The sequence below is a fragment of the Brevundimonas sp. genome, assembly GCF_046295075.1.
In the GTDB taxonomy this organism is placed as follows: Bacteria; Pseudomonadota; Alphaproteobacteria; order Caulobacterales; family Caulobacteraceae; genus Brevundimonas.
This window is the reverse complement of sequence record NZ_JBKBOC010000007.1, coordinates 1-25,232: the sequence shown is the minus strand read 5'-3', so window position 1 is coordinate 25,232 and position 25,232 is coordinate 1. Positions and strand designations below refer to the sequence as shown.

The window sequence follows — 25,232 nt, the reverse complement described above, 5'->3', positions numbered from 1 at the left end:
CCGTCTTGTCGGGGCGCGTGCGGGCGATCATAAGCCCGCAATGACCGAGACCCTGGCTCCCCAAGTCGAGACGACGCCCGAGAAGCGTCTGTTCATCAAGACCTACGGCTGTCAGATGAACGTCTATGACTCCGAGCGCATGGCCGATGTGCTGCGCCCGCTGGGCTATGCCGTCACCGACGATGTGAAGGCCGCCGACTTCGTCATCCTGAACACCTGCCACATCCGCGAGAAGGCGGCCGAGAAAATCTACTCCGAGCTGGGCAAGCTGCGCGAGATGCGCGACGTCCGACGCGAGACCGGCGGGGACCTGACCATCGCCGTCGCCGGCTGCGTCGCCCAGGCCGAGGGCGAGGAGATCATGCGTCGCCAGCCCGCCGTGGACATCGTCGTCGGCCCCCAGGCCTATCACCAGCTGCCCGAACTGCTGACCCGCACGGCGCGGGCGCGCGGCGAACGGATCGGCGCCGACTTCGCCCCCGACGACAAGTTCGACGCCTTGCCGGCCGCCCGCTTTACCGAAGGCCCGACCGCCTTCCTGACGGTGCAAGAGGGCTGCGACAAGTTCTGCACCTTCTGCGTCGTGCCCTATACGCGCGGCGCCGAATGGTCGCGGCCGATGGCCTCGGTGCTGGAAGAGGCGCGGCAATTGGCCGGGCGCGGCGTGCGCGAGGTCACCCTGCTGGGCCAGAACGTCAACGCCTATGACGGCGAGCGGCCGGATGGGAAGAAGGCGACCCTGGCCGAACTGGCCTATGCCCTGGCCGACATCCCCGGCCTGGACCGCATCCGCTATACGACCAGCCATCCCAACGACATGGCCGACGAACTGATCTCCGCGCATGGCGATCTGGACGCCCTGATGCCCTATCTGCACCTGCCGGTGCAGGCGGGTTCGGACCGAATCCTGCGGCTGATGAACAGGAAGCACGGCCGCCAGAAGTATTTCGACCTGATCGACCGGATTCGCGCCGCACGGCCGGACATCGCCATCGCGGGCGACTTCATCGTCGGCTTCCCCGGCGAGACGGACAAGGAGTTCGAGGACACCTTGGATCTGGTGCATCGCGTGAACTACGCGGGGGCGTTCGCCTTCGCCTATTCGCCGCGTCCGGGCACGCCCGCCGCCGGCATGGGCAAACAGGTCGAGCCGGAAGTCGCCAAGGAACGGCTGCACCGGCTGATCGCTTTGCTGACCGAACAGCAAACCGCCTTCAACCTCGCCCAGGCGGGCCGGACCCTGAATGTGCTGTTCGACAAGCCCGGCCGACACGGCCACCGTCGCCAAGCGATCGGTCGATCCCCATATCTGCAATCGGTCCACGTCGATGACGCGGATCATCTGATCGGACAGATCGTTCCGGTCGAGATCGTTGCGGGCCAGCAGAACAGTCTGATGGGCCGGTTAATCCCGAATGGGCTCATGCAGCCGAGCGCCGCGCGCGAGGCGATAGCCCAAAAAGAAAAGGCGGCCTAGTGGCGCGTGAGTCCGAATTCGTCCCGTTGAATGACGCCGAACTGCGTGCGGTCGTCGGGCCGAACAGTCGTCACGTCGCCCTGATCGAGGACGCCTTCAAGGTGCTGGTCGAGGCGCCGGGCGGCGGGGTTTCGGTCAACGGCGGCACGCGCGACCGCACCGATGCGCGCCAGGTGATCGAAGACCTGGCCAAGCGTGCCGCCCTGGGCGCCGAGGTCACAGAGGCCGACGTGCGCGCGGCCCTGGGTCAGGCGCGGGGCGGCAAGGGTACGCCGGGCATGGCAGCGGCGGGCGTGTCGCTTCCGGGCGGCAAGCGCGGGTCCATCGTGCCAAAGACCAAGGCCCAGGCCGCTTATCTGGACATGCTGGGGCGGTGCGAACTCAGCTTCGGCGTCGGCCCGGCCGGCACCGGCAAGACCTTCCTGGCCGCCGCCTATGGCGCCTCGCTTCTGCGGCGTGGGCAGGTGGACCGTCTGGTCATCACCCGCCCTGCGGTCGAGGCGGGCGAGAAACTGGGCTTCCTGCCCGGCGACCTGAACGAAAAAGTCGATCCCTATCTGGCCCCGATCTGGGAGGCGCTGAACGACATTCTGGGCGCCGAGGACGTGCAGCGCCGCCGTGACAAGGGCGAGATCGAGGCGGCGCCCATCGCCTTCATGCGCGGCCGTACCCTCAGCCACGCCTTCGTCATCGTCGACGAGGCCCAGAACACCTCGCGTCTGCAGATGAAGATGGTGCTGACGCGCCTGGGCGAGGGCGCGCGCATGGTGGTCACCGGCGACCCGTCGCAGATCGACCTGCTGAACCCGCGCGACAGCGGCCTGGCCCACGCCCTCCGCATCCTCGACGGGGTGAAGGGCGTCGGCATCCTGAAGTTCGAGGCCTCGGACGTCGTGCGCCACGCCATGGTCGAGCGGATCGTGCGCGCCTATGACGCCGACGCGGCGAAGGGCCGTCCCGCCCCGGATATCGAAGACCCCGCATGATCGAGATTGAATTCGAGGCCGAGGCCTGGACCGGCGCCGTACCGGACGCCGAGGCCGTGGTGGACAGGGCGGCCAAGGCGGCCCTGAGCGCCGTCGAGGGCGACATCGTCGTCCTGCTGACCGACGACGAAAGCGTTCGCGAGCTGAACGCCCGGTTTCGCGACAAGGACAGGCCGACCAACGTCCTGTCCTTCCCCGCGCCGGACAACGCCGCGCCGCATCTGGGCGACATCGTCCTGGCCTACGGCGTCTGCGCGACTGAAGCCCAAACCCAGGGCAAGACCCTGGCCGACCATCTGAGCCATCTGGTCGTTCACGGCGTGCTGCACCTGCTGGGTCGCGACCACGAGGACGACGCCGAGGCCGAGGAGATGGAGGCCGAGGAGCGCGAAATCCTGGCCCAGATCGGCGTCGCCGACCCCTACGCCTCCGAGCAGCAGGACTGACTCTATGTTTCCCGACGCCCTGCTCGACCGTTTCGCCGCCCCGATCCGGGCCATGCCCGACAAGAAACGCGCCCTGACCTGGCGTCTGATCCGCATCGCCCTGGCGCTGCTGGCCGGCGCCGGGACGGCCTTGGCCCATCCGCCGTTCGGGGTGTTGATCGGCTTGCTGGGCTATCCGCTGCTGATGATCCTGTCGGAACGGTCCGACACGGTGCGCGGCGCCTTCTGGATGGGGTGGCTGGCGGGCTTCGCCTACTTCTTCATCGGCTGCTGGTGGGTGGCCGAGGCCTTCTTCGTCAATCCCGAACAGGCGTGGATGGCGCCCTTCGCCGCCAGCCTGTTGCCCGCTGGCCTGGGGCTGTTCTGGGGGACGGCGATGGCCCTGTATCGTCGCTGGGCGCCGCTGGGCGCGGTTCGGGTGCTGTTGTTCGCGGCCCTGTTCTGCGCCGCCGAATGGCTGCGCGGCCATGTGCTGACCGGCTTTCCGTGGAACCCGGCCGGCGCGACCTGGCGCGCGGGCGGCGGCATGTCCCAGTTCGCCTCGGTCGTCGGCGTCTATGGATTGAGCCTCGTGACGGTCGCCGCGACGGCAGCCTTCGCCCCGCTGATTGGACCGGGCGCCAAGCGCAGCCGACTGATTTCCGCCGGCCTTGGGGCGCTGGCCCTGATCGCCGTCGGGACGTTCGGCGCCGTCAGGCTGGCGCAGTCGAACCTGCAGTTCACCGATACGGTCGTCCGTCTGGTCCAGGCCGATGTGAAGCAGGAGACCAAATGGTCGCCCGAGGCCTATCGCTCCATCGTCGATCGCTATGTCGCCCTGACGGGTCAGGCGGCGGCGCGCACACCCGATGTCGTGGTCTGGCCTGAGGGCGCCCTGCCCGCCTCGGCCAACGATGTCTTCGCTTCGGCCGACGCCCAGGCCATCGCCGGCGCCTTGCGGCCCGGACAGACCCTGCTGATGGGTCTGGCGCGCGGCGAAGCGGACCCGACGGCGCCGGAGGGCGGCCGTTACTACAACAGCCTGTTCGCCCTGGCCGATGAAGGCGGGGCGGGCCTGAGGGTCGCGGCCGTCTATGACAAGCACCGACTGGTGCCGTTCGGGGAATATCTGCCGCTGGGCTCGATCATGACGTCCATCGGCCTGCGCAGCCTGGTGCATATGCCCAGCGACTTTTCCGCCGGACCGACGCCGGCGCCGATCTCTTTCCCCGGCGCGCCGCCGGCCCAAGTGCTGATCTGCTACGAGAGCCTGTATCCCGGTTTCACGCCCGGCGCGGCGGGGCGGCCCGAGTGGATCGTCAATGCGTCCAACGACGCCTGGTTCGGCGCGACGTCTGGTCCGCGCCAGCATCTGAACCTGGCCAGCTATCGCGCCATCGAGACCGGCCTGCCCATCGCGCGGGCCACGCCGACGGGGATTTCGGCCATGATCGACCCCTGGGGCCGGATCGTGGACGGCCAACGGCTGGACCCCGGCGTCATGGGGGTGATCGACGCGCCGCTGCCGCGCCCGACCGGCATCACGCCCTATGGCCGGTTCGGCGACTGGCCGTTCTTCTTGGCTGCTCTAGCGGCGTTCCTCCTATCCTTGTGGCCGTTGATTTTACGATCTAGGGTTCGCTCGAATCGGTTGGCGATCTGAAGCAGGGGAACCCGGATGGCGCGTGAGAAGGACGAGGATACGCATCCCGTCGATCGCCATGTCGGCCGTCGCGTTCAGGAAAAGCGTCTGGACCTGGGCCTGACCCAGACCGCCCTCGCCAAGGCCGTCGGCGTCAGCTTCCAGCAGGTCCAGAAGTACGAGAAGGGCACCAACCGCGTCTCGGCCTCGAAACTGTTCGAAATGGCCGATTTCATGAAGGTCGGCATCCCCTTCTTCTTCGAAGGCTACGCCGGCGCCCAGCCGGGCATGGCCGAAGAGGCGGCGCCCGCCTTCGACCATGAGCACAAGCCGACCAAGAATAGCGTCGAGATCAGCCGCCTCGCGCCACGCCTGCCGCCGCGCAAGCAGAAGCTGATCCTGGACATGATGCGCGAGATGCTGGGCGACGAAGAAGCCTAGCCGACCGCGACGATCTCGGCCGACTGACCCGCAACGATCACCTCGTCGCCGACCCGCTTGCCTACGACGGCTCGGGCCAGGGGCGAGACATGGCTGACCGAGCCGGCGGCCGGATCGGCCTCGTCCTCGCCGACGATGCGCCAGGTCTGGGCACGACCGTCCTCGCGTTCGATCGAGACCGAGCCGCCGAACCGCACGGCCCCCTCGTCCTGCGTCGGCTCTACCAGCTGGGCCGAGGCCCGCCTGGCGGACCAGTAGCGAAGATCGCGCGTCGCGCGCGCCATCGCCGTCCGGTCACTCTCGATGGAACCCTTCACCTGGGCGGCGGTATAGGCGGCGCGCGCGGACGCCAGTTCGACCTCGATCATCGCCAGACCCTGCGGCGTGACCAGATTGGGATGGGGCGAGATCGGGCGGTCCGCCAGGTCGGCGGCGGTGGCCTCAAGATCTTCTTCGCGGGTGAATGCAACGCTCATGGTACGGAACATAGCGACGCTGCCGCCTATAGCCAGCGCCGCCGCAAGCGCGCAAAGCGACGCCATGCAACAGTCCCCTCGCCCGACGCCCTCCCGAACTGTCGATGTGATCGGCGCCGGTCCCGCCGGACTGATGGCCGCTGAGCGGCTGGCGCAAGCGGGAACGGCCGTGGTGGTGCACGAGCGGATGCCGTCGGTCGCCCGCAAGATGCTGATGGCCGGGCGCGGCGGGCTCAACCTGACCCATTCAGAACCGCTGGATCGGTTCACCACCCGTTATGGCTCGGCCCAGCCGACGGCCGCCGCCTGGATCGACCGGTTTACGCCTGCCGACCTGACCGCCTGGGTCGAGGCCCTGGGACAGGAGACCTTCGTCGGGTCCAGCGGCCGGGTGTTTCCCAAGGCGATGAAGACCTCTCCGCTATTGCGGGCCTGGCTGGCGCGGCTGGAGGGGTTGGGCGTCGAGATCCGCACCCGCTCGCGCTGGACCGGCTGGCGCGACGGGGCGCTGGCGTTCGAGACGCCGGACGGCGAACGACTGGAGACGCCCGACGCCGTGATCCTTGCCGTGGGTGGCGCCAGCTGGCCGCGTCTCGGCTCCGATGGGGCCTGGGCGCCGTGGCTCGAAGCAGCCGGCGCAGCCGTCGCGCCGTTCCGGCCCGCGAACGTCGGGTTCGACGTCGCCTGGTCTGGGCTTTTGCGCGGCCGGTTCGCCGGCCAACCGCTGAAGGGCGTCGCCATCACCCACGGCGACAGAACGGCGCGCGGCGAGGCGATGATCGCCCGCTACGGCATCGAAGGCGGCGCCGTCTACGCCCTGTCGGCCGTGCTGCGCGCGGCGGTCGAGGCGGATGGAATGACGCAGATTCGGATCGACCTGAAGCCCGACGTGGCGACCGGGCGGCTGACCGAACGTCTGTCCCAGCCGCGCGGCAAGGCCAGCCTGTCGAACCATCTGCGCAAGGCGGTCGGGCTTGATCCCGCCGCCGTCGCCCTGCTGTACGAAGCCGGCCCCCTGCCCGCGTCGCCCCGCGCCATCGCCGAACGGATCAAGGCCATGCCGCTGACCCTGACGGGCGTACAGGGGCTGGAACGGGCCATTTCGTCGGCGGGCGGCGTGGCGCTGGACGGCGTGGACGAACGGCTGATGCTGAAGGCGCGACCGGGCGTTTTCGTCGCCGGAGAAATGCTGGACTGGGAGGCGCCGACCGGCGGTTATCTGCTTCAGGCCAGCTTCGCCTCAGGCGTGGTCGCCGCATCCGGCGTCATCGACTGGCTCGACAGCCGGGACTGAGAAAGGCAGGGTCGGGCGGTTCGATTAGGAGTTTCCGATGCGCCACACCATGCATGCCGTTTCCACCCTCGCCCTGATCATGGCCTGTTCTCCCGCCCTGGCGCAGGAGGCCGCGCCGAACATCGACGCCGCGCGGATGAACGAATCGGTGCGGGTGCTGGCCTCGGACGAATTCGAGGGCCGCGCCCCCGCCTCGCCGGGCGAGGAGAAGACCGTCGCCTGGCTGGTCGAACAGTTCCGCGCTGCGGGCGCCGAGGGCGGCGGGCCGGACGGGGCATTCGTCCAGATCGCCCATCTGTCGCGCACGCGCCAGGACGGCCCGGCGACCGTCGCCGCGACCGTCGGCGGCAGAACGATCAGCCTGGAGCGCGGACCGGACGTGCTTGTCTCCAGCGACAGGCCCACCGACCACATCACCGTGACCGACGCGCCCGTGGTCTTCGTCGGCTATGGCGCGACCGCGCCGGAGCGTCAGTGGGACGACTTCAAGGACGTGGACGTGCGCGGCAAGGTCATCGTCGTCCTGGTCAACGATCCCGACTTCCAGGCGCCCGAGGGCGATCCGGTGGCGGGCAAGTTCGACGGCGCCGCCATGACCTTCTATGGCCGCTGGACCTACAAGTTCCAGGAGGCGGGCCGTCGCGGCGCCGCGGGCGTGCTGGTGGTCCACGAGACTGACGGCGCCGGCTATGGTTGGTCGGTGCTGCAGAATTCGTCGGCCGCGCCCAAGTTCGACATCGTCCGCGCCGATCCCGACGCCGAGCGCGCGCCCTTCCAGGGCTGGATCCAGCGGGCCAAGGCCGAGGAACTGTTCACCGCCGCCGGCCTAGACTTCGCCGCCCTGAAGGACAGCGCCCGCAGCGCCGACTTCAAGCCCGTCGTCCTGCCCGGCCTGACCATGAGCGTGGATTTCGGCCAGATCGCCGACAAGGTGGAGACCAAGAACGTCATCGCCCGCATCCCCGGCGCCGAACGCCCGGACGAGACCGTGATGTACGGGGCCCACTGGGACGGCTACGGCGTCGGCACCCCGAACGCCGAGGGCGACAAGATATATAATGCGGCGGTGGACAATGCGACCGGCGTCGCCGCCCTGCTGGAACTGGCCCACGCCTTCGCCGACGGTCCGCGCCCCAAACGGTCGGTCGTCTTCGCCGCCTGGTCGGGCGAGGAGGCGGGCCTCTTGGGCTCGACCTATTACGCCGCCAATCCGGTCTGGCCGCTGGAGACCACGGTCGCCAACATCAACGTCGACAGCCTGCTGCCGGGGACCGAGATCGACCCCAACGTCGTCGTCATCGGCAAGGGCAAGAACCAGCTGGACGATGTCTTGGCCCGCCACGCGACCCAGGCCGGCCGCACCCTGATCGCCGATCCGGCGCCCCAGGCCGGAGCCTTCTATCGCTCGGACCACTTCCCCCTGGCGTTGAGGGGCGTGCCGGCCCTGTTCCCGGCCGCGGGCTTCACCGGCGCCAGCGCCGCCAGCCGCGACTATGTCCAGAACCGCTATCATCAGCCTACGGACGAATGGGATGCGACCTGGAAGATGGACGCCGCAGCCGCCGACACAGCCCTGATCTACGCCGTTGGACGTGAACTGGCGGACAGCGATCAATGGCCGGAATGGAACGCGGGCGCCGAGTTCGGCCCGGCGCGCGATGCGTCCAAGGCGTCGCGGCGCTAGCTCAGAGTTCCAGCTGAAGCTCGGGCGCGGCGGCGGTCGTCGATGCGCCCAGCGGCAGGTGCAGGATGAAGGCGGCGCCCTTGCCCGGCTCGCTCTCGACCTCGGCCCAGCCGCCGTGCAGCTCGACCAGAGCCTTGACGAGGGCCAGGCCCACGCCGGGGCCGCCGCGTTCACGTCGTACGAAGCGGTCGAAGACGTGGGCCTGCAGGTGATAGGGGATGCCGCGCCCGGTGTCGGACACGGTCAGGCGGACCTCGGCTGCGCCGGTCTCGGCCTTCAGCTCCACCGCCCCTCCCTCGGACACGGCGCGGGCGGCGTTTTCCAGCAGATGATCCAGCGCCTGGCCGATGCGGTGTTCGTCGGCGCGGATCGGCTTGAGGTCGGCGGGACAGGAGACGGTCAGGGTCGCGCCGCGTCCCTCGACCCGCGCACGAACCTTCTCGGCCGCCTGGCTCAGCAGGTCGCTGACGCGCATATCGCCCAGAGACAGCTCCATCTCGCCTGCGTCGATCTGGGCCATGTCCAGCACGTCGTCGATGGAGCGGGCCAGCTGGCTGGCGGCGATGCGGATGGCGCCGGCGTGCTGGCGGCTGCGTTCGGGCAGGTCGCCCATGGTCTCCAGCAGTTCGGAATAGCCGACGATGGTCGTCAGGGGGGTGCGCAGCTCGTAGGAGACGCTGCCGACGAACTCGCGTTTCAGCGCCTGGCTTTCGGCCAGGGCCTGTTCGCGCTGGACCAGGGCCTGTTCCAGCCCGCGCCGGGCGGTCACGTCCGAGAAGGCGACTAGGGTGGCACCATCCGGCAGCGGCCGGGTCTGCCAGGCGGCGACGCGGCCATCGACGGTGCGGCCCTCGCCTGAAATCGCCACGCGGCTTTCGGGATCGGGATCGGCGACCCGCGCCTTCAGCCCCAGCCACAGGGCCGGATCGGGCAGCACCGCCTTGCACAGTTCGGCCAGGGCGTCGAAGTCCGACGCCGCCGCGATCCGGTCGACCGACAGGTTCCAGAAGATCTCGAACGCCTCGTTGTGCAGCCTCAGCCGCCCGTCCGAGCCGAACACGGCGACCGCGTCGTTCAGCTTGTCCAGGGTCGCGCGCTGGACCTGGATCTGGGCGTTGAACCGGCTGCGCAGCTTCAGCTCGTCGGTGATGTCCGAGAAGATCAGCAATATGCCGCCCAGCGGGTGCGGCTGGCGCACGACACGCAGGGTGCGGCCATCCGGCAGGGACCAGCTGTCGTCCGGCGAGGCCTCGGACGCGCCATAGAATTCCAGCTCGCGCGCCTTCCAGCCGGCGTAATCCACGACCTCGGGCAGGCTGCGACGCTGGCGCAGGCGGTCCAGAAGCTCGGCATGGGTCGGGCGTTCGTCCAGCCAGGCCGCGTCGATGTCGAACAGGGTCTGGAAGGCGGTGTTGTGGAAGGCCAGCCGCTTTTGCGGGCCGAAGATGGCGACGGCGTCGGCCAAATGGTTCAGCGTCTCGTCATGGGCTTCGACGTGGCGGCGCAGGGTGTCGCGCGTCTCTTCCGCCTCGGTCACCTCGATGGCGAAGGCTGTGACGGCGCCCCCGCCCGCCGGTTCGGCGATGATGCGCCAGGCGCGGCGCGCCCCCCCGCCGGTCGTCCAGCGGAAGCCTTCCTGACGCACGCCCAGGCGCGCGGCCTCGGCGACCAGAGCGTCCGCCCCGCGGTCGAACGACAGGCCTTCCTCGATGGCGGCTTCAATGGTTTCGGCGTTGATCTCGGCCAGCCAGGCGCGGTTGGCCCAGGCCAGTTTGCCGGTCCCGTCCACGACCCAGGTCGGCATGGGCGAGGCGTCGCCCAGCATGGCCAGGCCGCTTTCGATTGCATCGGCGCCGGTCAGGGTGAAACGCGACGCGGGCGACAACCGCAGCCAGGCCGAACCGCCGGCGACCCGCCCCTCGATCCGCCACGGCTCGACATCGTCCAGCGCGACCAGCCCCTCGAAGGCCTGGCCGGACTGCACCAGGGCCTCGATCAGGGCGTCGTGGGTGATCTTGAGCTTGGCCAGGACGGCGGCGCCGACGTCGTCGCTGTCGCCCGCCAGGCGCGCGATCAGTTCGGCCGAACCGATGGGCGCCCCGGCCGCCTGACCCTCCGGCGTCAGGGCCAGGCTGACATCGTCGAAGGCCCGCAGCATGGCGTCGTGACGGCTGAGATCCGCCAGGGCCTCGACCCGCTCGCGCTCGGCCTGGACCGCCGTCTCGTTCAGCCGTCCACGCAACAGCAAGGCCCAGGCGCTGACGGCCATGGCCAGTCCGGCTGCGCCCGCTGTGGCGACATAGGCGATGTCGGCCTCGGCCATTCGTGTCCCTGGAGAAAGGTCTGCGCCCCGATTCGGCAACCATACCCCAAGCGCGCGAAAAAGCGGCAGTCTCGTGATCGCGTCATCGCGCCCTGTTGCGCCGCCCCCTCGGGACCGCGATATCGCTGTCATGACCGACGCGATCGCCCCCTCCCTCGACGACTTCGCCAGGCTGGCGCAAGAGGCGTTCGATGCCCTGCCGGGGCCTTTCAAACAGGCGGCGGGCGAGGTGGTCATCCGCATCGACGACTTCGCCGACGAGGCGACGCTGGCGGAGATGGAGATCGAGGATCCGTTCGAGCTGACGGGCCTGTATCACGGCGTCGATATCGGTCGGCGCGACAGCCTGGGGCCGGCGGCCGAGCCGTCGCGGGTCTTTCTCTATCGCCGGCCGATTCTGGACGAATGGTGCGAGCGCGGCGACGTGGGGATCGGCGAACTGATCGCCCACGTCCTGATCCACGAGATCGGCCACCACCTGGGCCTGACCGATGACGACATCCACGCCATCGAGGACGACGAGGACTGAAGCCTACTTCGCCGCCGGATAGGGGGTGGTCACCGCGCCGGAGATCATGCCGGGAATGGCCTCGCCCAGGCCCAGCAGGATGAATTGGATCGCCAGGGCGCACAGGATCAGGCCCAGCACGCGCACGATGATGGCCATGCCCACCTCGCCCAGAAGGCGGCTGAGCGACCCGGTCAGGGCGAAACAGACGAAGGAGACGGCGCAGGCGGCCGTGATGGCGGCAAGCGACCCCATGGTCCCGGCATAACCCAGCTTTGCCGCCTCGCCCGCCTGGATGATGACGGCGGATATGGCGCCGGGGCCGATCATCAGCGGAATGGCGAAGGGCACGACCAGGCGCTGGAACCGGCGGCGGGCATAGCCGCGCACGTCCTTGGTGTCGGCCAGCGCGTCCTTGTCGGCGAACATGGCCAGGAAGTCGCCGCGCGCCATGTCCAGCCCCAGGAAAAGCAGCAGAATGCCCCCGGCGATCCGGAACGCCGCCAGCGAAATGCCGAAGAACTGCAGCAGGCCCAGGCCCGTGAACAGGAAGAAGGCCAGGAAGACGGCGGCGAAGGCGCAGATCAGGGCCGAGACCGAAATCCGCTGACGCAGGGTCGCCCCGGCCGTCGCGGCGGCGAAGATCGGCAGATTGCCGATCGGGTCCAGCAGGGCGAACAGGGTCACGAACAGGTTGACACCCAAATCGACTGCGTTCATCGCCTGCCCTCGCCCTCAATCCATCACGCCGCCCTGCCGACGCGCCCTCATGTCCGGCATAGCCGCTAAGCGCGAGTCCGTCGATGACCCAGACCAACACAGCGACGCCGAATCGCGCACCTGACGAACGGATCATCTGCGCCCTGGACGTGCCGACGACGGCCGAAGCCGCCGCCCTGGTGTCGCGGGTCGAGGATGCGGTGGGCTTCTACAAGATCGGACTCCAGCTGTTCGCGGTGGGCGGAATGGACCTGGCGCGCGAGCTGAAGGCGCAGGGGCGCAAGATCTTCCTGGACTGGAAGCTGCACGACATCGGCGCGACGGTGGAGAAGGCGACGGCCAACCTGGCGGATGCCGACTGCGATCTGCTGACCGTCCATGCGCGACCGCAGGTGATGGCGGCGGCGGCGCGCGGCGCGGCCGGGTCGAACATGAAGGTGCTGGGCGTCACGGTCCTGACCAGCCTGACGGCCGAGGATCTGTCGGCCGACGACCACAGCCTGTCGCCGGGCGGACTGGTCGAGATGCGCGTGCGTCAGGCGCTGGACGCAGGGATCCACGGCGTCGTCTCCAGCCCGCACGAGGCGGCCCGCGCCCGCGCCCTGGCCATCGCGGCGGGACGGCCGGACTTCCTGATCGTGACGCCGGGCGTGCGGCCGGTCGGCGCCGCGCTGGACGACCAGGCGCGGGCGGCGACACCGCAGGCGGCGCTTGAAGCCGGCGCGACCCATCTGGTCATCGGCCGGCCGATCACGGCCTCGGCCGATCCGCGCGCGGCGGCGCAGGAGATCGCACAGCAGATCGCCCTGATCTGAGACAGACCAGGGCGACCTTTTCGTCTTCGATTATTTACCGCAGGGCGATCAGCCCCGCTCGCCCGGCTCCTGGGCATAGCCGTGGCGCGGCGGCGCGTGGGGCGCGGGCGCTTCGGGCGGCGGCAGGTCGCCGTAGTAGCCCGAAGGCGGCGGCGGAGGGGGAGGCGGCATGGTGTTCACCTCCGGCGGGGCGACGTAGATCTGGGCAGGGGCGATGTTGACCGGCGCGGACTGCACATAGACGGGCGACTGATCGACATAGACCGGACCGCCGGTCTCGATCTGCGGCGGGGCCATGTTCACCTGGCCGGGGGCGACCTGGATGCGTTGCGGGCCGATGTTGACCGGGGCCGACTGCAGATAGACCGGGGCCTGATCCACATAGACGGGACCGCCCGTCTCGATCTGCGGCGGGGCCATGTTCACCTGAGAGGCGGCGACCTGGACGCGCTGAGGCCCGATGTTGACCGGCGGCGCCTGCACATAGATGGGCGGTTGCTCGATATAGGTGGGCGGTCCCATTTCGATCTGGGGCGGCGCGAAGTTCACCTGCGACGGAGCGACATAGATGCGCTGCGGCGCGACCTGCACCGGCGGGCCCTGGACATAGACCGGCGGCTGATCGACGTAGCTCTGCTCGTAACGCTGCTCATAGCGCTGCTCGTAACGCACCGGCGGGCGAACGGGCGGGCGGCAGTTGCAGTCGGCCGGGCGGCCCTGCTGATAGGGACGCCAGCCGATATAGTCGCGGCCAAAGCCATAGACCGGATAGCCGACCGGGGCGCTGACAGGGGGCCGTCCGACCAGGACCGAGGTCGTGCTCACGCCGCCGCCGTATCCACCGACGTAATAGCCGTCCGAATAGCCGCCGCTGCCGACATAGGTCGTGCCGCCGCCGACATAGCCGCGCTGGAAGCTGGACGAGCTGGAATAGGACCGGGCGTTGATCGCCGAATAGCTGGAGGCGCCCGCATAAGCGTTCGCATTGGCGTTGGCGTAGGCCCCGCCGTTCACGTTCACATTGACGTTGTGGTTGGCGTTGTAGTTGCCGCCGCCGTAGTGGCCCCCACCGCCTTGGTAGCCGCCGCCGCCTTGGTAGCCGCCGCCACCGCACCCGCCGCCGCAGCCGCCGGGTTGACCGCCATGGCCGCCGCCATATCCGCCGCCGTGGCCTCCGGGCCCTCCGGCGAGAGCGGGCGCTGCCGAGAGCAGCAGAGCCGCCGATGCGGCAGTAAGTATCGACTGTATCGTCACGGGACAGACTCCTCTGAGTTGTCCCTGCACTGGCAAATCCGGCGCCTGTTTCTTAAGCCGTGGTTAACCGTTTTCCCCGCGCCTACAGGACCAGCGGGTCAGAAATCGACCGCCAACCCCTTCTTTTCCCAGTCGCCGAAACGGGTCGGTTCGGGACCGGACGGGCCGCCGTATTCCGTGTCCGGCTGAACCGCCGCTTGGCCCGCGCGACGATCGGCCGCCTCCTGAAGGGCGCGACGGGCGGCCTCGCTGACGGGCCGTTCGGACGTGGCGTGGGGCACGTCGGCGTTGAACACCGGGGTCGTCGGAGCCGTTTCGGCGTCCTTGTCCGGGCCGGGGGTGGGATGTTCGGTCACAGGGCGGCTCCCTTGAGGCTTGATGCGCCTTCTCTCAAATAGAGGATCAAACCCGTGACGCCAGACACAGCGGCCGGATCGGGTGACGGAACCGCGATGAATCACCTGAAGACCTTCATCCTGCTGGCGGCGATGACGGCCCTTTTCGCAGGGGTCGGCTGCCTGATCGGCGGCGCGACCGGCATGGCGATCGCCCTGTTGTTTGCAGGCGGGATGAACCTGTTCAGCTACTGGAACGCCGACAAGATCGTGCTGAAGATGTACCGGGCCCAGCCGGTCGACGAGCAGCACCCCAACGCCGTGGTCCGAAACTACGTCGCCGATGTGCGCCAGATGGCCCGCGACGCCGGCCTGCCCCAACCCCAGGTCGCCATCATTCCCAACGACCAGCCCAACGCCTTCGCCACCGGCCGCAATCCCGAGAACGCGGCCGTCTGCGCCACCACCGGCCTGCTCGACATGCTGACGCGCGAAGAGGTGCGCGGGGTGATGGCGCACGAACTGGCCCATGTGAAGAACCGCGACACCCTGATCATGACGGTGACGGCGACCATCGCCGGCGCCATCGCGGCCCTGGCCAACTTCGCCCTGTTCTTCGGCGGCGGAGACGACCGCGAACGGCCGGGCGGGATCATCGGCACCCTGGCCCTGATGATCCTGGCGCCCATGGCGGCCGGTCTGGTGCAGATGGCGATCAGCCGGGGCCGCGAGTACGAGGCCGACCGCGTCGGCGCCGAGATCGCGGGCGACCCCCAGGCCCTGGCCAGCGCCCTGCAGAAGATCGACGCCTACGCCAAGCGGATCACCAATCAAACGGCCGAGCGCAATCCGGCCTCGGGCCAGATGTTCATCATCAATCCCCTGGCGGGACGCGGGGCCGACAACCTGTTCTCGACCCACCCGGCGACGCTCAATCGCGTCAAGGCGCTGATGGAGTTGGGCGCCAAGATGGGGATGCAGCTGCGCCCGCGAACGCCGGACCTGGCCCAGCCTCGCCCCGCCGCCGGCTTCACGACCTCGACCACCGGCGTTCCCGCCACGCCGACCGAGCCGCGCGGCCCCTGGAGCTGAACATGGGGCTGATCGTCGCGGCCTGAGTCGTCTTTGCGGTTTGCACTGCGCACGCGGATCGCCTCAGATGCGCCCCTGTTCAGTTCAGGGGAACTCATGTCACGTCTGCTCGCCTTCGTATCCGCCGCCGCCCTTCTCGCCACGCCCGTCGCCGCCCAGTCGGTGGACCGCGTCGCCGTCAACGGCATCATCGACCAGGGGCTGAACCACAGCCAGGTGATGCAGACCGCCGCTTATCTGACCGACCGGATCGGCGGGCGGATGACCAACTCGCCCCAGATGCGCGAGGCCGAACGGTGGGCTCAAGCGCAGTTTACCGACTACGGCCTGTCCAATGTCCGGGCCGAAGGGTTCGAGTTCGGCCGGGGTTGGTCCATCGTCCGCTCCAGCGCCCGCATGACCGCACCGCGTCCGCTGGACCTGCGCGCCATTCCCGTGGCCTGGACGCCCTCGACCAATGGAACGATCAGCGGCGGCGTGATCGTGGCCCCGATCTCCAAGGTCGAGGACTTCGACAAATGGCGCGGCAAGCTGTCGGGCAAGATCGTCATGCTGTCCCAGCCGGGGACGGGGTCAGAGCCGACCGAGCCGGCCTTCCGCCGATGGACCAGCGCCGAGCTGGCCGAGCGCAACGTCTATAACCAGCCGCAGCATTCGCCGGCCGCCATCGAACGCTCGCTGAAGACCGTCAACTTCGCCAATGAACTGGACGCCTTTCTGGTCGAACAGGGGGCCCTGGCCTGGGTACGGATTTCCCAGCGCGACGGCGGTCTTCTGCACGGCACGGGCTATACCTATCAGGTGGGCGCGACCCCGAAGCTGGCGGGCATGGAGCTGGCGGCCGAGGACTATCGGCGCCTGGCGCGCCTGGCCCTGACCGATGCGCCGCCGACGCTGGAGCTGAACAGCGAGGTCCGGTTTCACGACGAGGACGTCAACGCCTACAACATCCTGGCCGACATCCCCGGCACGGCGCGCGGGACCGAATACGTCATGGCCGGCGCCCACCTGGACAGCTGGGTCGCCTCGGACGGCGCCGTGGACAACGCGGCCGGAAGCGCGGTCGTCATGGAGGCGGCGCGCATCCTGAAAACCCTGAACGTGCGACCCAAGCGCACCATCCGTTTCGCCCTGTGGAACGGCGAGGAACAAGGCATCCTGGGCTCGCTGGCCTATGTCGATCAGCATCTGGCGACGCGGGCGCCGTCGAACGATCCGACGCTGGCGGGCCTGTCGAACAACCGCACCTGGCGCAGCCGCTGGCCCGTCGAGCCGCGCGCGGGCTATCGCGACCTGGTCGCCTATTTCAACCTGGACAATGGTTCTGGCAAGATCCGCGGCATCAACGCCGAGGGCAATGTCGCCGCCGCCCCGATCTTCCAGGAATGGCTGGCGCCCTTCGCCAGCATGGGCGCGACGACGGTGTCCCTGCGCAACTCGGGCGGCACCGATCACGTCTATATGCAGACCGTCGGCGTGCCGGGCTATCAGTTCATCCAGGACCCGCTCGACTATTCCAGCCGCCTGCACCACACCAGCATCGACAGCTACGACCACCTGAAGGCCGAAGACCTGCGTCAGGCGGCCGTCATCCTGGCCAGCTTCCTGCTGAACGCCGCCAACCGCGACGAGCCCCTGCCGCGCATGCCGCTGCCGACCCAGCCGACGCCGAGCGATCCGTTCGAATACCCGGCGGACTAAAAGATCGCCCTACCCTCTCCCATTGGGAGAGGGCTTGAGCACCCGAGAGCGTAGCGATCGGTCTTGGTGCGAAAGGGTGAGGGGTTACGCTGTGCGACGCGATCGGCACAGTCACCCCTCATCCGGCCTCTCGGGCCACCTTCTACCTCTGGAAGAAGGACTTCGTTTATCGGCTCACCCCCGCTCGACGCACATCGCCACGCCCATGCCGCCGCCGATGCATAGGGTCGCCAGGCCCTTCTTGGCGCCCGACCGCTTCATCTCGAACAGCAGCGTGGTCAGGATGCGCGCGCCCGAGGCGCCGATGGGATGGCCGATGGCGATGGCGCCGCCGTTGACGTTGACCTTGGCCGGATCGAGACCCAGCTCCTTGACCACGCACAGGCTTTGGGCCGCAAAGGCCTCGTTGGATTCGACCAGATCCAGATCGGCGACGCTCCAGCCCGCCTTCTCCAGCGCCTTCTTCGACGCCGGGATCGGCCCCGTGCCCATGATCGACGGATCGACGCCGGCCGTGGCGTAGGAGGCGATGCGCGCCAAGGGCTCCAGCCCGCGCGCCTTGGCCTCATCCGCGCTCATCAACACCAGGGCGGCCGCGCCGTCGTTCAGGCCCGACGCATTGGCGGCGGTGACGCTGCCGTCCTTGGCGAAGGCGGGCTTCAGCTTCTGCATCAGCTCCAGCGTCGCGCCGTGGCGGATGTATTCATCCTTGTCGACCGTCACGTCGCCCTTGCGGCCGGGAATGACGACGGGAACGATCTCGGCGTCGAACTTGCCGGCGTTCTGGGCCGCCTCGGCCTTGTGCTGGCTGGCCAGGCCGAATTCGTCCTGGGCCTCGCGGCTGATCGACCATTTGTCGGCGATGTTCTCGGCCGTCTGGCCCATGTGATAGCCGTTGAAGGCGTCCCACAGCCCGTCCTTGACCATGGTGTCGATCAGGGCGACGTCGCCCATCTTTTGACCGTTGCGCAGGGCTTGCGCGTGCGGCGCCTGGCTCATGCTCTCCTGACCGCCGGCGACGACGATCTTGGCGTCACCGAGCGCAATCTGTTGGGCGGCGATGGCGACGGCGCGCAGGCCCGAGCCGCAAATCTGGTTCAGGCTCCAGGCGGCGGCTTCCTTGCGCACCCCGGCGCCAACGGCGGCCTGGCGCGCGGGCCCCTGGCCGGCGGCGGCCTGAAGGACGTGACCCAGGATCACCTCGTCCACCTCGTCGCCCGAGACGCCGGCCCGCTCCAGCGCCGCCTTGATGGCGATCTCGCCCAGTTTCGAGGCCGGCAGGGACGACAGGGCGCCCAGGAAAGAACCGACCGGCGTGCGCGCGGCGGAAACGATGACGACGTCGGTCATGGGATTTCACTCTTTGCTGAATAGGTCTGCGTGGCCGTTTTGCCGCATCGCAGCGTGTTCGTCACCTGCGACGATAGGAGCCCGGCCGGATTCAGCCAATCGTCATCCTGTCGGCGCATTATCCGGGAACGATAGACGCGTTCCACGGATTGGAAGGGCCATGCTTCGCACGCTGAAACGTCTCGTCACCCACGTCTGCACGCCGGACGAGCTGGACATGATCGAGCACTATCCGACCCGCGCCGAGAAACTGGCGGACCTGTGGGTCCATGTCGTCGGCCTGATGCTGGCGGCGGTCGGCGGCATCATCCTGGCGGGTCTGGCGGGCGTCTATACCGGCATCGGCGGCGTCATGGCGACGGCCATCTATGCGCTGTGCCTGGTCGGCATGTTGACGGCCTCGACCATCTATAACTGGACCAACCCCTGCGCCGCGCGGCCCGTGCTGCGGCGGCTGGACGAGGCGGCCATCTTCCTGATGATCGCGGGCAGCTACACCCCCTTCACGACCCAGCGGTTCGAGGGCCTCTGGTCCGTCGGCTTCACCACCCTGATCTGGACCCTGGCCTTCATGGGCGCCGGGGTGAAGCTGTTCGCGCCGCGCATCTCGGACAAGTTCTGGAGCGGCGTCTATGTCGTCTTCGGCTGGCTCGCGGTCGCCGCCCTGAAGCCGATGGTCGAGACGGTGCATCCCGTCGCCTTGGCCCTGCTGGTCATCGGCGGCCTGATTTACACGGCCGGCGTCTTCGTCTTCGTCAGCCCGCGCGTGAAGTTCCGCCGCGCCATCTGGCACGGGTTCGTCGTCACCGGCGCGACGGTGCATTGGACGGCGGTTCTGGTCGGCGTCGTCCTGGCCCCGGCCATGAGCCACGGCTGATCGGTCTGCACCCGGCGCATTGACGCAGCGGCGCCCCGCTTTGGCGGCTGCCTCTGGCGCTTCGGCGCGCAAGGGGGGATAGTGACGCGTTGCAACATCGCGAGAACAAGCGTGGCTGACGAAAAAACCAAGGGTGGAAACAAGAACGAGGCGAATGCGGTCGTCATCAAGAAGTATGCGAACCGCCGTCTCTACAATACGCGGACCAGCACCTATGTGACGCTGGAAGACTTAGCCGCCATGGTGCGTGAGGGCGTTGATTTCGTCGTCTATGACGCCAAGACCAACGACGACCTGACCCGCCAGATTCTGACCCAGATCATCTTCGAGGAAGAGAGCCGGGGCGAGGCCCTGCTGCCGGTTCAGTTCCTGCGCCAGCTGATCGGCTTTTACGGCGGGTCGATGCAGGGCGTCCTGCCCTCCTATCTGGAGATGTCGCTGGCCAACTTCGGCCGCCAGCAGGAACAGTTCGCCAGCCAGATCGGCCGCGCCTTCGGCACAGGCTCGGGCGCGACCCTGATCGAGGAGACGGCCAAGGCGAACATGGCGATGTTCGAGCGCGCCATGCAGATGTTCCCGGCCTTCGGCTATCCGCGCGCCGAACCGACGGCGACGCCCGAGACCAAGCCGGACGCGGCCCCGCCCGCCGAGGCGCCCGACGCCCTGGACGAAATGCGCCGCCAGATGGACGAGATGCGCCGCCAGATCGACAAGCTGGCGGGCGGCAAGCCCAAATGACCGACCGGATCCAGGCTGTGGGCGGGCCGGAGCGCGTGGATCGTCGCGAAGGCGACCGCCGCGAACGCGAGCGGCGCGCCCTTTCGGCCTCACGCGCCCTGGTGCCGGTCGATGCGCCCGAGGTCGTCGAGCCCCAGCCTGCCCCGGCAAGAGCTGCCGTCCTCCCGGCGATCGAGCCGGGCGCCGCCGCCTTCGTCGCCCAGCAGATGGGCCAGAGCGGACAGAAGCGCGGCCTGCGCGGCGGCCCGCCGGTGCTGGATGCGGCGCGCTCCGCCTATCTCGCAACCGAATATTCCGGCGCGGCCGAGCGTCGTCCGGTTGCGGGCAAGGCGGCCAAGACCGAAATCTGATCCGGCGGCACGAGGTTTGCTGGAGGCGCGGCAGATCGCCCTCAGCCGGACCCGCCCATGCCCGCCGTCTTCGCCCTCACCGCCAAATTATTCGACGTCGCCGTGGTCGCCCTGATCTTCACGGCTTTTTCGTAGGGCCTACCGCGCTTCGCGCTACTTGAGGCAAACAAGCCACCCAAGTCCGTCACCCTCGGGCCTGTCCCGAGGGCCTACGTTTAGGCAGGACGCGACGGATAAATGGGGCTCACAAGCCTCAATGCGCGTCCGTCCGGTAAGCGCCGCCGTGGGCCCTCGGGACAAGCCCGAGGGTGACGGGCATGAATCAGGTTCCGAAATCGAAATCCTTGCGTGACGAGATGATCGTCACGATGAAGCCGGCCAGCACGTCCAGCAGGATCATGATCACGATCAGGAAGAAGGTCGAGGTCGCAAAGCCGGGCAGCAGCAGGAACTCCACCAACACGGCGATGAACAGGATCATCGACAGGGCGTGATTGATGATGGCGACCCGCTGGCTGGACGTCGACTTCACCAGCTCGAAGAACAGCAGGATCAGGCCCAAAAACAGGATCAGGTCGCCCGACCCAATGGTCCATTGCGCGCCCGAAGTCATGGTGATCGAGAACAATGGATCGCGCAGCAAGGCGTCCGCCTGAACGACCGCGCCGCCGCCCGATCCGCCGAACAGCACCACGATATTATAGAGCACCACGGGGATCAGCAGCAGCGGAATGGCGATCAGCATGGTCGGTCCCTCTTCGCGCCCGACCTGACGGCCACGCTTGTTCATCATGAATAGCGCCGTTCTTCGTCGCCCGCCATCGCCGGCTCAATCCCTAGGAAAACCGCCCGCACGGCTGAGCGCCGACGGCGCCGGCCGGCCGATGGCCTCGCCGATCCAGCGCGCCGCAGCGATCAGGGCGTCCAGATCATAGCCCGTCTCGAACCCGCCCCGCGTCAGCATATAGACCAGGTCCTCGGTGGCGATATTGCCCGTGGCGCCCGGCGCAAACGGACAGCCGCCGATGCCGCCGACCGAGGCGTCCAGCACGTCGATCCCCGCCTCGACCCCCGCATAGGCGTTGGCCAGGCCGGTGTTGCGGGTGTCGTGGAAATGCAGGCGCAGGGTCGCGTCCGGCGCTGCGACCTTCGCCGCCTCGACCTTGCGCGTCACCGCCCAGGGATCGCCCGCGCCGATGGTGTCGGCCAGGCCGATCTCGCCTACGCCCATCTCGGCGATGGCCCCGACCATGTCTGCGACCTGATCCACCGACACCTCGCCGTCGAATGGACAGCCCCAGACGCAGGAGATCATGGCCGACAGGGACGGCGCGCCCTCTGACGCCTCCGCATTGTGCCGCCGGGCGACGATGTCGCCCAGTATGGCCAGCTGATCCTTCACCGCCAGCCCCTGGTTCTTCAGGCCGAAGCCGTCGGTGGCGGCGACGGAGACATTGACCTCGTCCACCCCGGTCGCCAGCGCCCGGTCATAACCCTTGCCGTTCAGAACCAGGCCGATGCGGCTGCGGCCCGCCTCATGCGGCAGGGCGGCCATGACCTCTTCGGCGCCGGCCATCTGCGGCACATATTTGGGATGGACGAAGGAGACGGCCTCGATCCGCTTCGCCCCCGCCCCTTCCAGCCGCCGCACCAGATCAGCGCGGACGGCGGGCTCCAGCACGGCCTTCTCGTTCTGCAGCCCGTCGCGCGGACCGACCTCGACGATCTGGATGAACCGGCCCATCACGAGCCTCCTGCGCCCGACCCGTTCCGGGGCGGCGGCGCATAGACGGTCAGGCTGACCTCGTCCCCGCCCGAATAGTTGAAGCCGTTGACCGTCCCGACCGCACGGCCAGAGACGCCCAGGCGCGCGGCCGCAGCGCGAAAGGCGTCGGCGTCCCGCCCCTCGACGATAGCCGGACGTCCCTCGGCCAGGGCCTGAGCGGCGCCTTGCGCGTCGGTCAGATCGGTGTCGCGCCCGGTCAGGAAGACGAAGCTGGGTTCATGGAAACCCGTGATCGCCACCGGCCCCGGCGTGCGGCCCTGGCGCGGATGCAGGTCAGCCGCCTCCAGCGCCTTTTCAAGCTGGGGCGCGACAGCCAGCGGCCGAAGTTGCCGGATCGTGCCGGCCAGGGCCGCATGGGCCACGATGCCGAAGGCCAGCGAGGCGACCAGCGCCGCGACCGGCGCCCGGTTCAGCAACAGGAAGCCCCCCATCGCCCCCGCCGCCAGCGCCATGACCACCGTCAGCGCCGCCCAGGTCTGGGCCGTCGACGTGCCATAGACCGTCAGCCCATAGACGGTGATGCCGATGACCAGCAGGGCCGCAAACGCCGCCAGCACCGCGCCGGTGATGCGTGAGGCCTTGCCGATGGGCTGGGCCAGGGCGGCCGCCGCCAGCAGGGCCAGCGCCCCGAAGGTCGGCAGGGTGTAGTGCCACAGCTTGGTCGGGGCCAGTTCGAACATCAGCCAGCCGGGCACCAGCCAGCAGACCAGGAACCGGATCGCCGGCTCGGCCCGCCGCCTCCAGCCGGTCGAGACCGCAGCGGGCAGCAGCAGGGTGGAGGGGAAGAACAGCAGGGGCGCCAGCAGCAGATACATGCCGGGGAAGCCCGAATGGCTTTCGTGCGCGCCTGCGATCTTGGGCGCTAAATCCCCGCCGATGGCCTCGCGCCAGAAACCGCCGTCGGTGGCGATGGTGATGGCGATGGCCCACGGCCCGACCATCAGGGCGACCAGCGGCAGCCCCCAGCCCCAGCCGAGACGATAGAGCCATTTTATGTTCCGGTCCCAGATCGACAGGGCGATGATGGCCAGGGCCACGACCAGAAACCCGATCGGCCCCTTGATCAGGATCGACAGGCCGATGCCGATCCAGAACAGCAGCTTGTGCAGCCGGATCGTTCGTTCGCCCGCCTTGGTCGCCATATAGATGCGCGCCAGCGCCGCCATGGCCAGGGTCGTCGCCCCGCACAGCATGGCGTCGGTCTTGGCGATCCCCGCCTCGGTCGACAGCAGGAAGGTGGCCCCCATGATGGCCCCGCCGAAGAAGCCGACGCGGCTGCCCAGCATGGCCGACCCGGCCCAGGCCACGGCCCAGGCCGCCAGCATCGCCCCCAGCAGGGACGGGATGCGATAGGGCGCGATTTCGCGGTCCTCGACGTCCGAGGTCAGGCCGACGGCGACGGCCTGCATCCAGTAGATGCCGACCGGCTTCTTCCAGCGCGGCTCGTCCTGATAGCGGATGTCGACATAGTCGCCGCTTTCCAGCATCTGGGACGTGGCCTGGGCGAAACGGCTCTCGTCGCGGTCCAGCGGCGGCAGGAGCAACAGGCCAGGCAAGCCCGCGATCAGCGTCAGCAGGGCCGCGAGGAGCGGGCCTCGCCAGCCGGCGATGCGGCCATCCAGATCAAAAGTCTTCATTCCAGACTCCTTACACGGCGACCGCGCCGTCGTCAGCCGTCTCCCCTAAGCCGTCGTTATCCTCTATGGAGCGGCGATGACCGTCGAGACACCCGAGATTTCCGTCGTCGTTCCCGTCCATGACGAGGCCGGCGCCGCCGTGCCCCTGGCGCGCGAGATCGCCGCCGCCTTCGACGGACGATCCTATGAGATGATCTTCGTGGACGACGCCTCCAAAGACGCGACCCTGGCCGAGCTGAAGGCCGCCATGGCCGAACTGCCGGCGCTACGCGTCCTGGCCCACGGGACCAATGCGGGCCAGAGCCGCGCGGTCCGCACCGGCGTCCTCGCCGCTCGTGCGCCGGTCGTCGTGACCATGGACGGCGACGGCCAGAACCCGCCGGCCGACGCGCCGCGCCTGGTCGACGCCCTGCTGGCCGCCCCCGCCGACGTGGGTCTGGTCGGCGGCCGTCGCGCCAAGCGTCAGGACACCGAGGCCAAGCGCCAGGCCTCGATCTGGGCCAACCGCATCCGCCGCAAATTACTGGGCGACGACGCCGACGACACCGGCTGCGGACTGAAGGCCTTCCGCCGCGACGTCTTCCTGCGCCTGCCCTACTTCGATCACATCCACCGCTACCTGCCGGCCCTGATGATCCGCGAGGGGTTCAGGAACCAGTATCTGGACGTGGACCACCGTCACCGCGAGGTCGGCCGTTCGAAATACACCAACTGGGGCCGGCTTCGGGCGTCCTTCTCGGACCTGCTGGGCGTCATGTGGCTGAAGACCCGTTCGCGCCGGCCGGGTGCGATTTCGGAGTTCTGAGACAATAACCTCACCTCCCCATCGGCGCAGGCCGATGGGGAGACAGATCGCGTAGCGATCAGGAGGGGGCGACGCGGACTATGGTGATGGCCCTGCCCGCTTCTGACACCCGGTCGCCCCCTCCTGGCGCTCGCTGACGCGACCGCCTGCCCTCCCCTTTCGCCTTCGCGAACAGGGAAGTGAGCCAAACAAAAAGGGCGGGGTCTCGCGACCCCGCCCTTCTGCATTCTCAGCGTCGGAGGACTTGGACTTAGAAGTCCATGCCGCCCATGCCGCCCATTCCACCCATGTCGGGGGCGCCGCCGGAGCCGCCCTTCTTGGGGGCGTCGGCGACGGCCGCTTCGGTCGTGATCAGGATCGAGGCCACCGAGGCGGCGTCGGTCAGGGCGGTGCGAACCACCTTGGCCGGGTCGATCACGCCCATGGCGACCAGGTCGCCGTACTCTTCCGTCTGGGCGTTGAAGCCGTAGGTGGCGGAGCTGTTTTCCAGCACCTTGCCCACGACGATCGAGCCTT

24 protein-coding genes and 1 pseudogene are annotated in these 25,232 nt (G+C 68.7%); 15 read left to right on the top strand and 10 right to left on the bottom strand.

Going from position 1 to position 25,232, the window contains the following annotated elements; genetic code table 11:
* Positions 1-40: 40 nt before the first annotated feature.
* The 5 genes from miaB to ACK4MH_RS07615 are packed head-to-tail and all read left to right on the top strand — an operon-like array spanning position 41 to position 4,971.
* Positions 41-1,477 carry a tRNA (N6-isopentenyl adenosine(37)-C2)-methylthiotransferase MiaB gene (gene miaB, locus ACK4MH_RS07635; protein WP_409716728.1) on the top strand — a complete coding sequence of 479 codons (1,437 nt, stop codon included), beginning with the start codon at positions 41-43 and terminating at the stop codon, positions 1,475-1,477.
* Positions 1,477-2,463 carry a PhoH family protein gene (locus tag ACK4MH_RS07630; protein ID WP_409716726.1) on the top strand — a complete coding sequence of 329 codons (987 nt, stop codon included), beginning with the start codon at positions 1,477-1,479 and terminating at the stop codon, positions 2,461-2,463. Before miaB ends, ACK4MH_RS07630 begins: the two co-directional genes overlap by 1 nt.
* Positions 2,460-2,909, top strand: coding sequence for an rRNA maturation RNase YbeY (ybeY, locus tag ACK4MH_RS07625; protein WP_409716724.1), 450 nt, complete (start codon positions 2,460-2,462; stop codon positions 2,907-2,909). Before ACK4MH_RS07630 ends, ybeY begins: the two co-directional genes overlap by 4 nt.
* 52 nt (positions 2,910-2,961) lie before the next feature.
* Positions 2,962-4,551 (top strand): apolipoprotein N-acyltransferase, encoded by a 1,590-nt coding sequence (gene lnt / locus ACK4MH_RS07620; RefSeq protein WP_409716941.1) that lies wholly within the window; start codon positions 2,962-2,964, stop codon positions 4,549-4,551.
* A gap of 15 nt (positions 4,552-4,566) precedes the next feature.
* Positions 4,567-4,971 carry a helix-turn-helix domain-containing protein gene (locus ACK4MH_RS07615; protein ID WP_409716722.1) on the top strand — a complete coding sequence of 135 codons (405 nt, stop codon included), beginning with the start codon at positions 4,567-4,569 and terminating at the stop codon, positions 4,969-4,971.
* On the opposite strand, the gene greA is transcribed toward ACK4MH_RS07615, so the two are convergent.
* Positions 4,968-5,447, bottom strand: coding sequence for a transcription elongation factor GreA (greA, locus tag ACK4MH_RS07610; protein ID WP_409716720.1), 480 nt, complete (start codon positions 5,445-5,447; stop codon positions 4,968-4,970). The two genes, ACK4MH_RS07615 and greA, sit on opposite strands and share 4 nt — an antisense overlap.
* 64 nt (positions 5,448-5,511) lie before the next feature.
* Between greA and ACK4MH_RS07605 the strand changes: the two genes are divergently transcribed.
* Both ACK4MH_RS07605 and ACK4MH_RS07600 read left to right on the top strand, forming a co-directional pair.
* On the top strand, positions 5,512-6,741 hold the full coding sequence (locus ACK4MH_RS07605; RefSeq protein ID WP_409716718.1) for an NAD(P)/FAD-dependent oxidoreductase: 1,230 nt from the start codon (positions 5,512-5,514) through the stop codon (positions 6,739-6,741).
* A 37-nt stretch (positions 6,742-6,778) separates the two neighbouring features.
* The gene (locus tag ACK4MH_RS07600; RefSeq protein ID WP_409716716.1) at positions 6,779-8,425 is read left to right on the top strand and encodes a M28 family metallopeptidase; all 1,647 of its coding nucleotides are present in this window, start codon (positions 6,779-6,781) and stop codon (positions 8,423-8,425) included.
* Between the two features lies 1 nt (position 8,426).
* Here ACK4MH_RS07600 and ACK4MH_RS07595 read toward each other — a convergent pair whose 3' ends face one another.
* Positions 8,427-10,748 (bottom strand): ATP-binding protein, encoded by a 2,322-nt coding sequence (locus ACK4MH_RS07595; protein ID WP_409716714.1) that lies wholly within the window; start codon positions 10,746-10,748, stop codon positions 8,427-8,429.
* Between the two features lie 130 nt (positions 10,749-10,878).
* Here ACK4MH_RS07595 and ACK4MH_RS07590 point away from each other — a divergent pair, with 130 nt between their 5' ends.
* On the top strand, positions 10,879-11,277 hold the full coding sequence (locus tag ACK4MH_RS07590; protein WP_409716712.1) for a metallopeptidase family protein: 399 nt from the start codon (positions 10,879-10,881) through the stop codon (positions 11,275-11,277).
* A gap of 3 nt (positions 11,278-11,280) precedes the next feature.
* On the opposite strand, the gene ACK4MH_RS07585 is transcribed toward ACK4MH_RS07590, so the two are convergent.
* Positions 11,281-11,976: a MarC family protein gene (locus ACK4MH_RS07585; protein WP_135194479.1), complete on the bottom strand. Its 696-nt coding sequence runs from the start codon at positions 11,974-11,976 to the stop codon at positions 11,281-11,283.
* A gap of 83 nt (positions 11,977-12,059) precedes the next feature.
* Between ACK4MH_RS07585 and pyrF the strand changes: the two genes are divergently transcribed.
* A complete protein-coding gene (pyrF, locus tag ACK4MH_RS07580) occupies positions 12,060-12,791 on the top strand; it encodes an orotidine-5'-phosphate decarboxylase (RefSeq protein WP_409716710.1) in 732 nt (243 codons plus the stop codon).
* A 48-nt stretch (positions 12,792-12,839) separates the two neighbouring features.
* Here the strand turns inward: pyrF and ACK4MH_RS07575 are convergent, their stop codons facing one another.
* Together ACK4MH_RS07575 and ACK4MH_RS07570 are read right to left on the bottom strand one after the other, a co-directional pair.
* On the bottom strand, positions 12,840-14,045 hold the full coding sequence (locus ACK4MH_RS07575; RefSeq protein WP_409716708.1) for a hypothetical protein: 1,206 nt from the start codon (positions 14,043-14,045) through the stop codon (positions 12,840-12,842).
* Between the two features lie 98 nt (positions 14,046-14,143).
* Positions 14,144-14,401, bottom strand: coding sequence for a DUF1674 domain-containing protein (locus tag ACK4MH_RS07570; RefSeq protein WP_409716706.1), 258 nt, complete (start codon positions 14,399-14,401; stop codon positions 14,144-14,146).
* Positions 14,402-14,497: 96 nt separating this feature from the next.
* Between ACK4MH_RS07570 and htpX the strand changes: the two genes are divergently transcribed.
* Complete coding sequence (gene htpX, locus ACK4MH_RS07565; RefSeq protein ID WP_409716704.1) at positions 14,498-15,472, top strand: zinc metalloprotease HtpX; 975 nt, start codon at positions 14,498-14,500, stop codon at positions 15,470-15,472.
* A gap of 96 nt (positions 15,473-15,568) precedes the next feature.
* Positions 15,569-17,173 carry a M20/M25/M40 family metallo-hydrolase gene (locus ACK4MH_RS07560; protein WP_409716702.1) on the top strand — a complete coding sequence of 535 codons (1,605 nt, stop codon included), beginning with the start codon at positions 15,569-15,571 and terminating at the stop codon, positions 17,171-17,173.
* 174 nt (positions 17,174-17,347) lie between these two features.
* On the opposite strand, the gene ACK4MH_RS07555 is transcribed toward ACK4MH_RS07560, so the two are convergent.
* Positions 17,348-18,523, bottom strand: coding sequence for an acetyl-CoA C-acetyltransferase (locus ACK4MH_RS07555; RefSeq protein ID WP_409716700.1), 1,176 nt, complete (start codon positions 18,521-18,523; stop codon positions 17,348-17,350).
* 160 nt (positions 18,524-18,683) lie between these two features.
* Here ACK4MH_RS07555 and trhA point away from each other — a divergent pair, with 160 nt between their 5' ends.
* The 3 genes from trhA to ACK4MH_RS07540 all read left to right on the top strand — a co-directional run bounded on the left by trhA (position 18,684) and on the right by ACK4MH_RS07540 (position 20,488).
* Positions 18,684-19,400, top strand: a complete 717-nt coding sequence (trhA, locus tag ACK4MH_RS07550) for a PAQR family membrane homeostasis protein TrhA (protein WP_409716698.1) — start codon at positions 18,684-18,686, stop codon at positions 19,398-19,400.
* Between the two features lie 111 nt (positions 19,401-19,511).
* Positions 19,512-20,138 carry a polyhydroxyalkanoate synthesis repressor PhaR gene (phaR, locus tag ACK4MH_RS07545; RefSeq protein ID WP_409716696.1) on the top strand — a complete coding sequence of 209 codons (627 nt, stop codon included), beginning with the start codon at positions 19,512-19,514 and terminating at the stop codon, positions 20,136-20,138.
* On the top strand, positions 20,135-20,488 hold the full coding sequence (locus ACK4MH_RS07540; RefSeq protein WP_409716694.1) for a hypothetical protein: 354 nt from the start codon (positions 20,135-20,137) through the stop codon (positions 20,486-20,488). The genes phaR and ACK4MH_RS07540 overlap by 4 nt, the downstream gene beginning before the upstream one ends.
* 322 nt (positions 20,489-20,810) lie before the next feature.
* On the opposite strand, the gene ACK4MH_RS07535 is transcribed toward ACK4MH_RS07540, so the two are convergent.
* The 3 genes from ACK4MH_RS07535 to ACK4MH_RS07525 form a co-directional block, all read right to left on the bottom strand.
* Positions 20,811-21,233 (bottom strand): hypothetical protein, encoded by a 423-nt coding sequence (locus tag ACK4MH_RS07535; protein ID WP_135195569.1) that lies wholly within the window; start codon positions 21,231-21,233, stop codon positions 20,811-20,813.
* Positions 21,234-21,317: 84 nt separating this feature from the next.
* Complete coding sequence (locus tag ACK4MH_RS07530) at positions 21,318-22,232, bottom strand: hydroxymethylglutaryl-CoA lyase (protein ID WP_409716692.1); 915 nt, start codon at positions 22,230-22,232, stop codon at positions 21,318-21,320.
* Positions 22,232-23,911 (bottom strand): ArnT family glycosyltransferase, encoded by a 1,680-nt coding sequence (locus ACK4MH_RS07525; protein ID WP_409716690.1) that lies wholly within the window; start codon positions 23,909-23,911, stop codon positions 22,232-22,234. The genes ACK4MH_RS07530 and ACK4MH_RS07525 overlap by 1 nt, the downstream gene beginning before the upstream one ends.
* A 76-nt stretch (positions 23,912-23,987) precedes the next feature.
* On the opposite strand from ACK4MH_RS07525, the gene ACK4MH_RS07520 reads away from it, so the two are divergent.
* Positions 23,988-24,716, top strand: a complete 729-nt coding sequence (locus ACK4MH_RS07520; protein WP_409716688.1) for a glycosyltransferase family 2 protein — start codon at positions 23,988-23,990, stop codon at positions 24,714-24,716.
* Between the two features lie 250 nt (positions 24,717-24,966).
* Here the strand turns inward: ACK4MH_RS07520 and groEL are convergent.
* Positions 24,967-25,232, bottom strand: a pseudogene (groEL, locus tag ACK4MH_RS07515) (chaperonin GroEL); the annotation flags it as partial.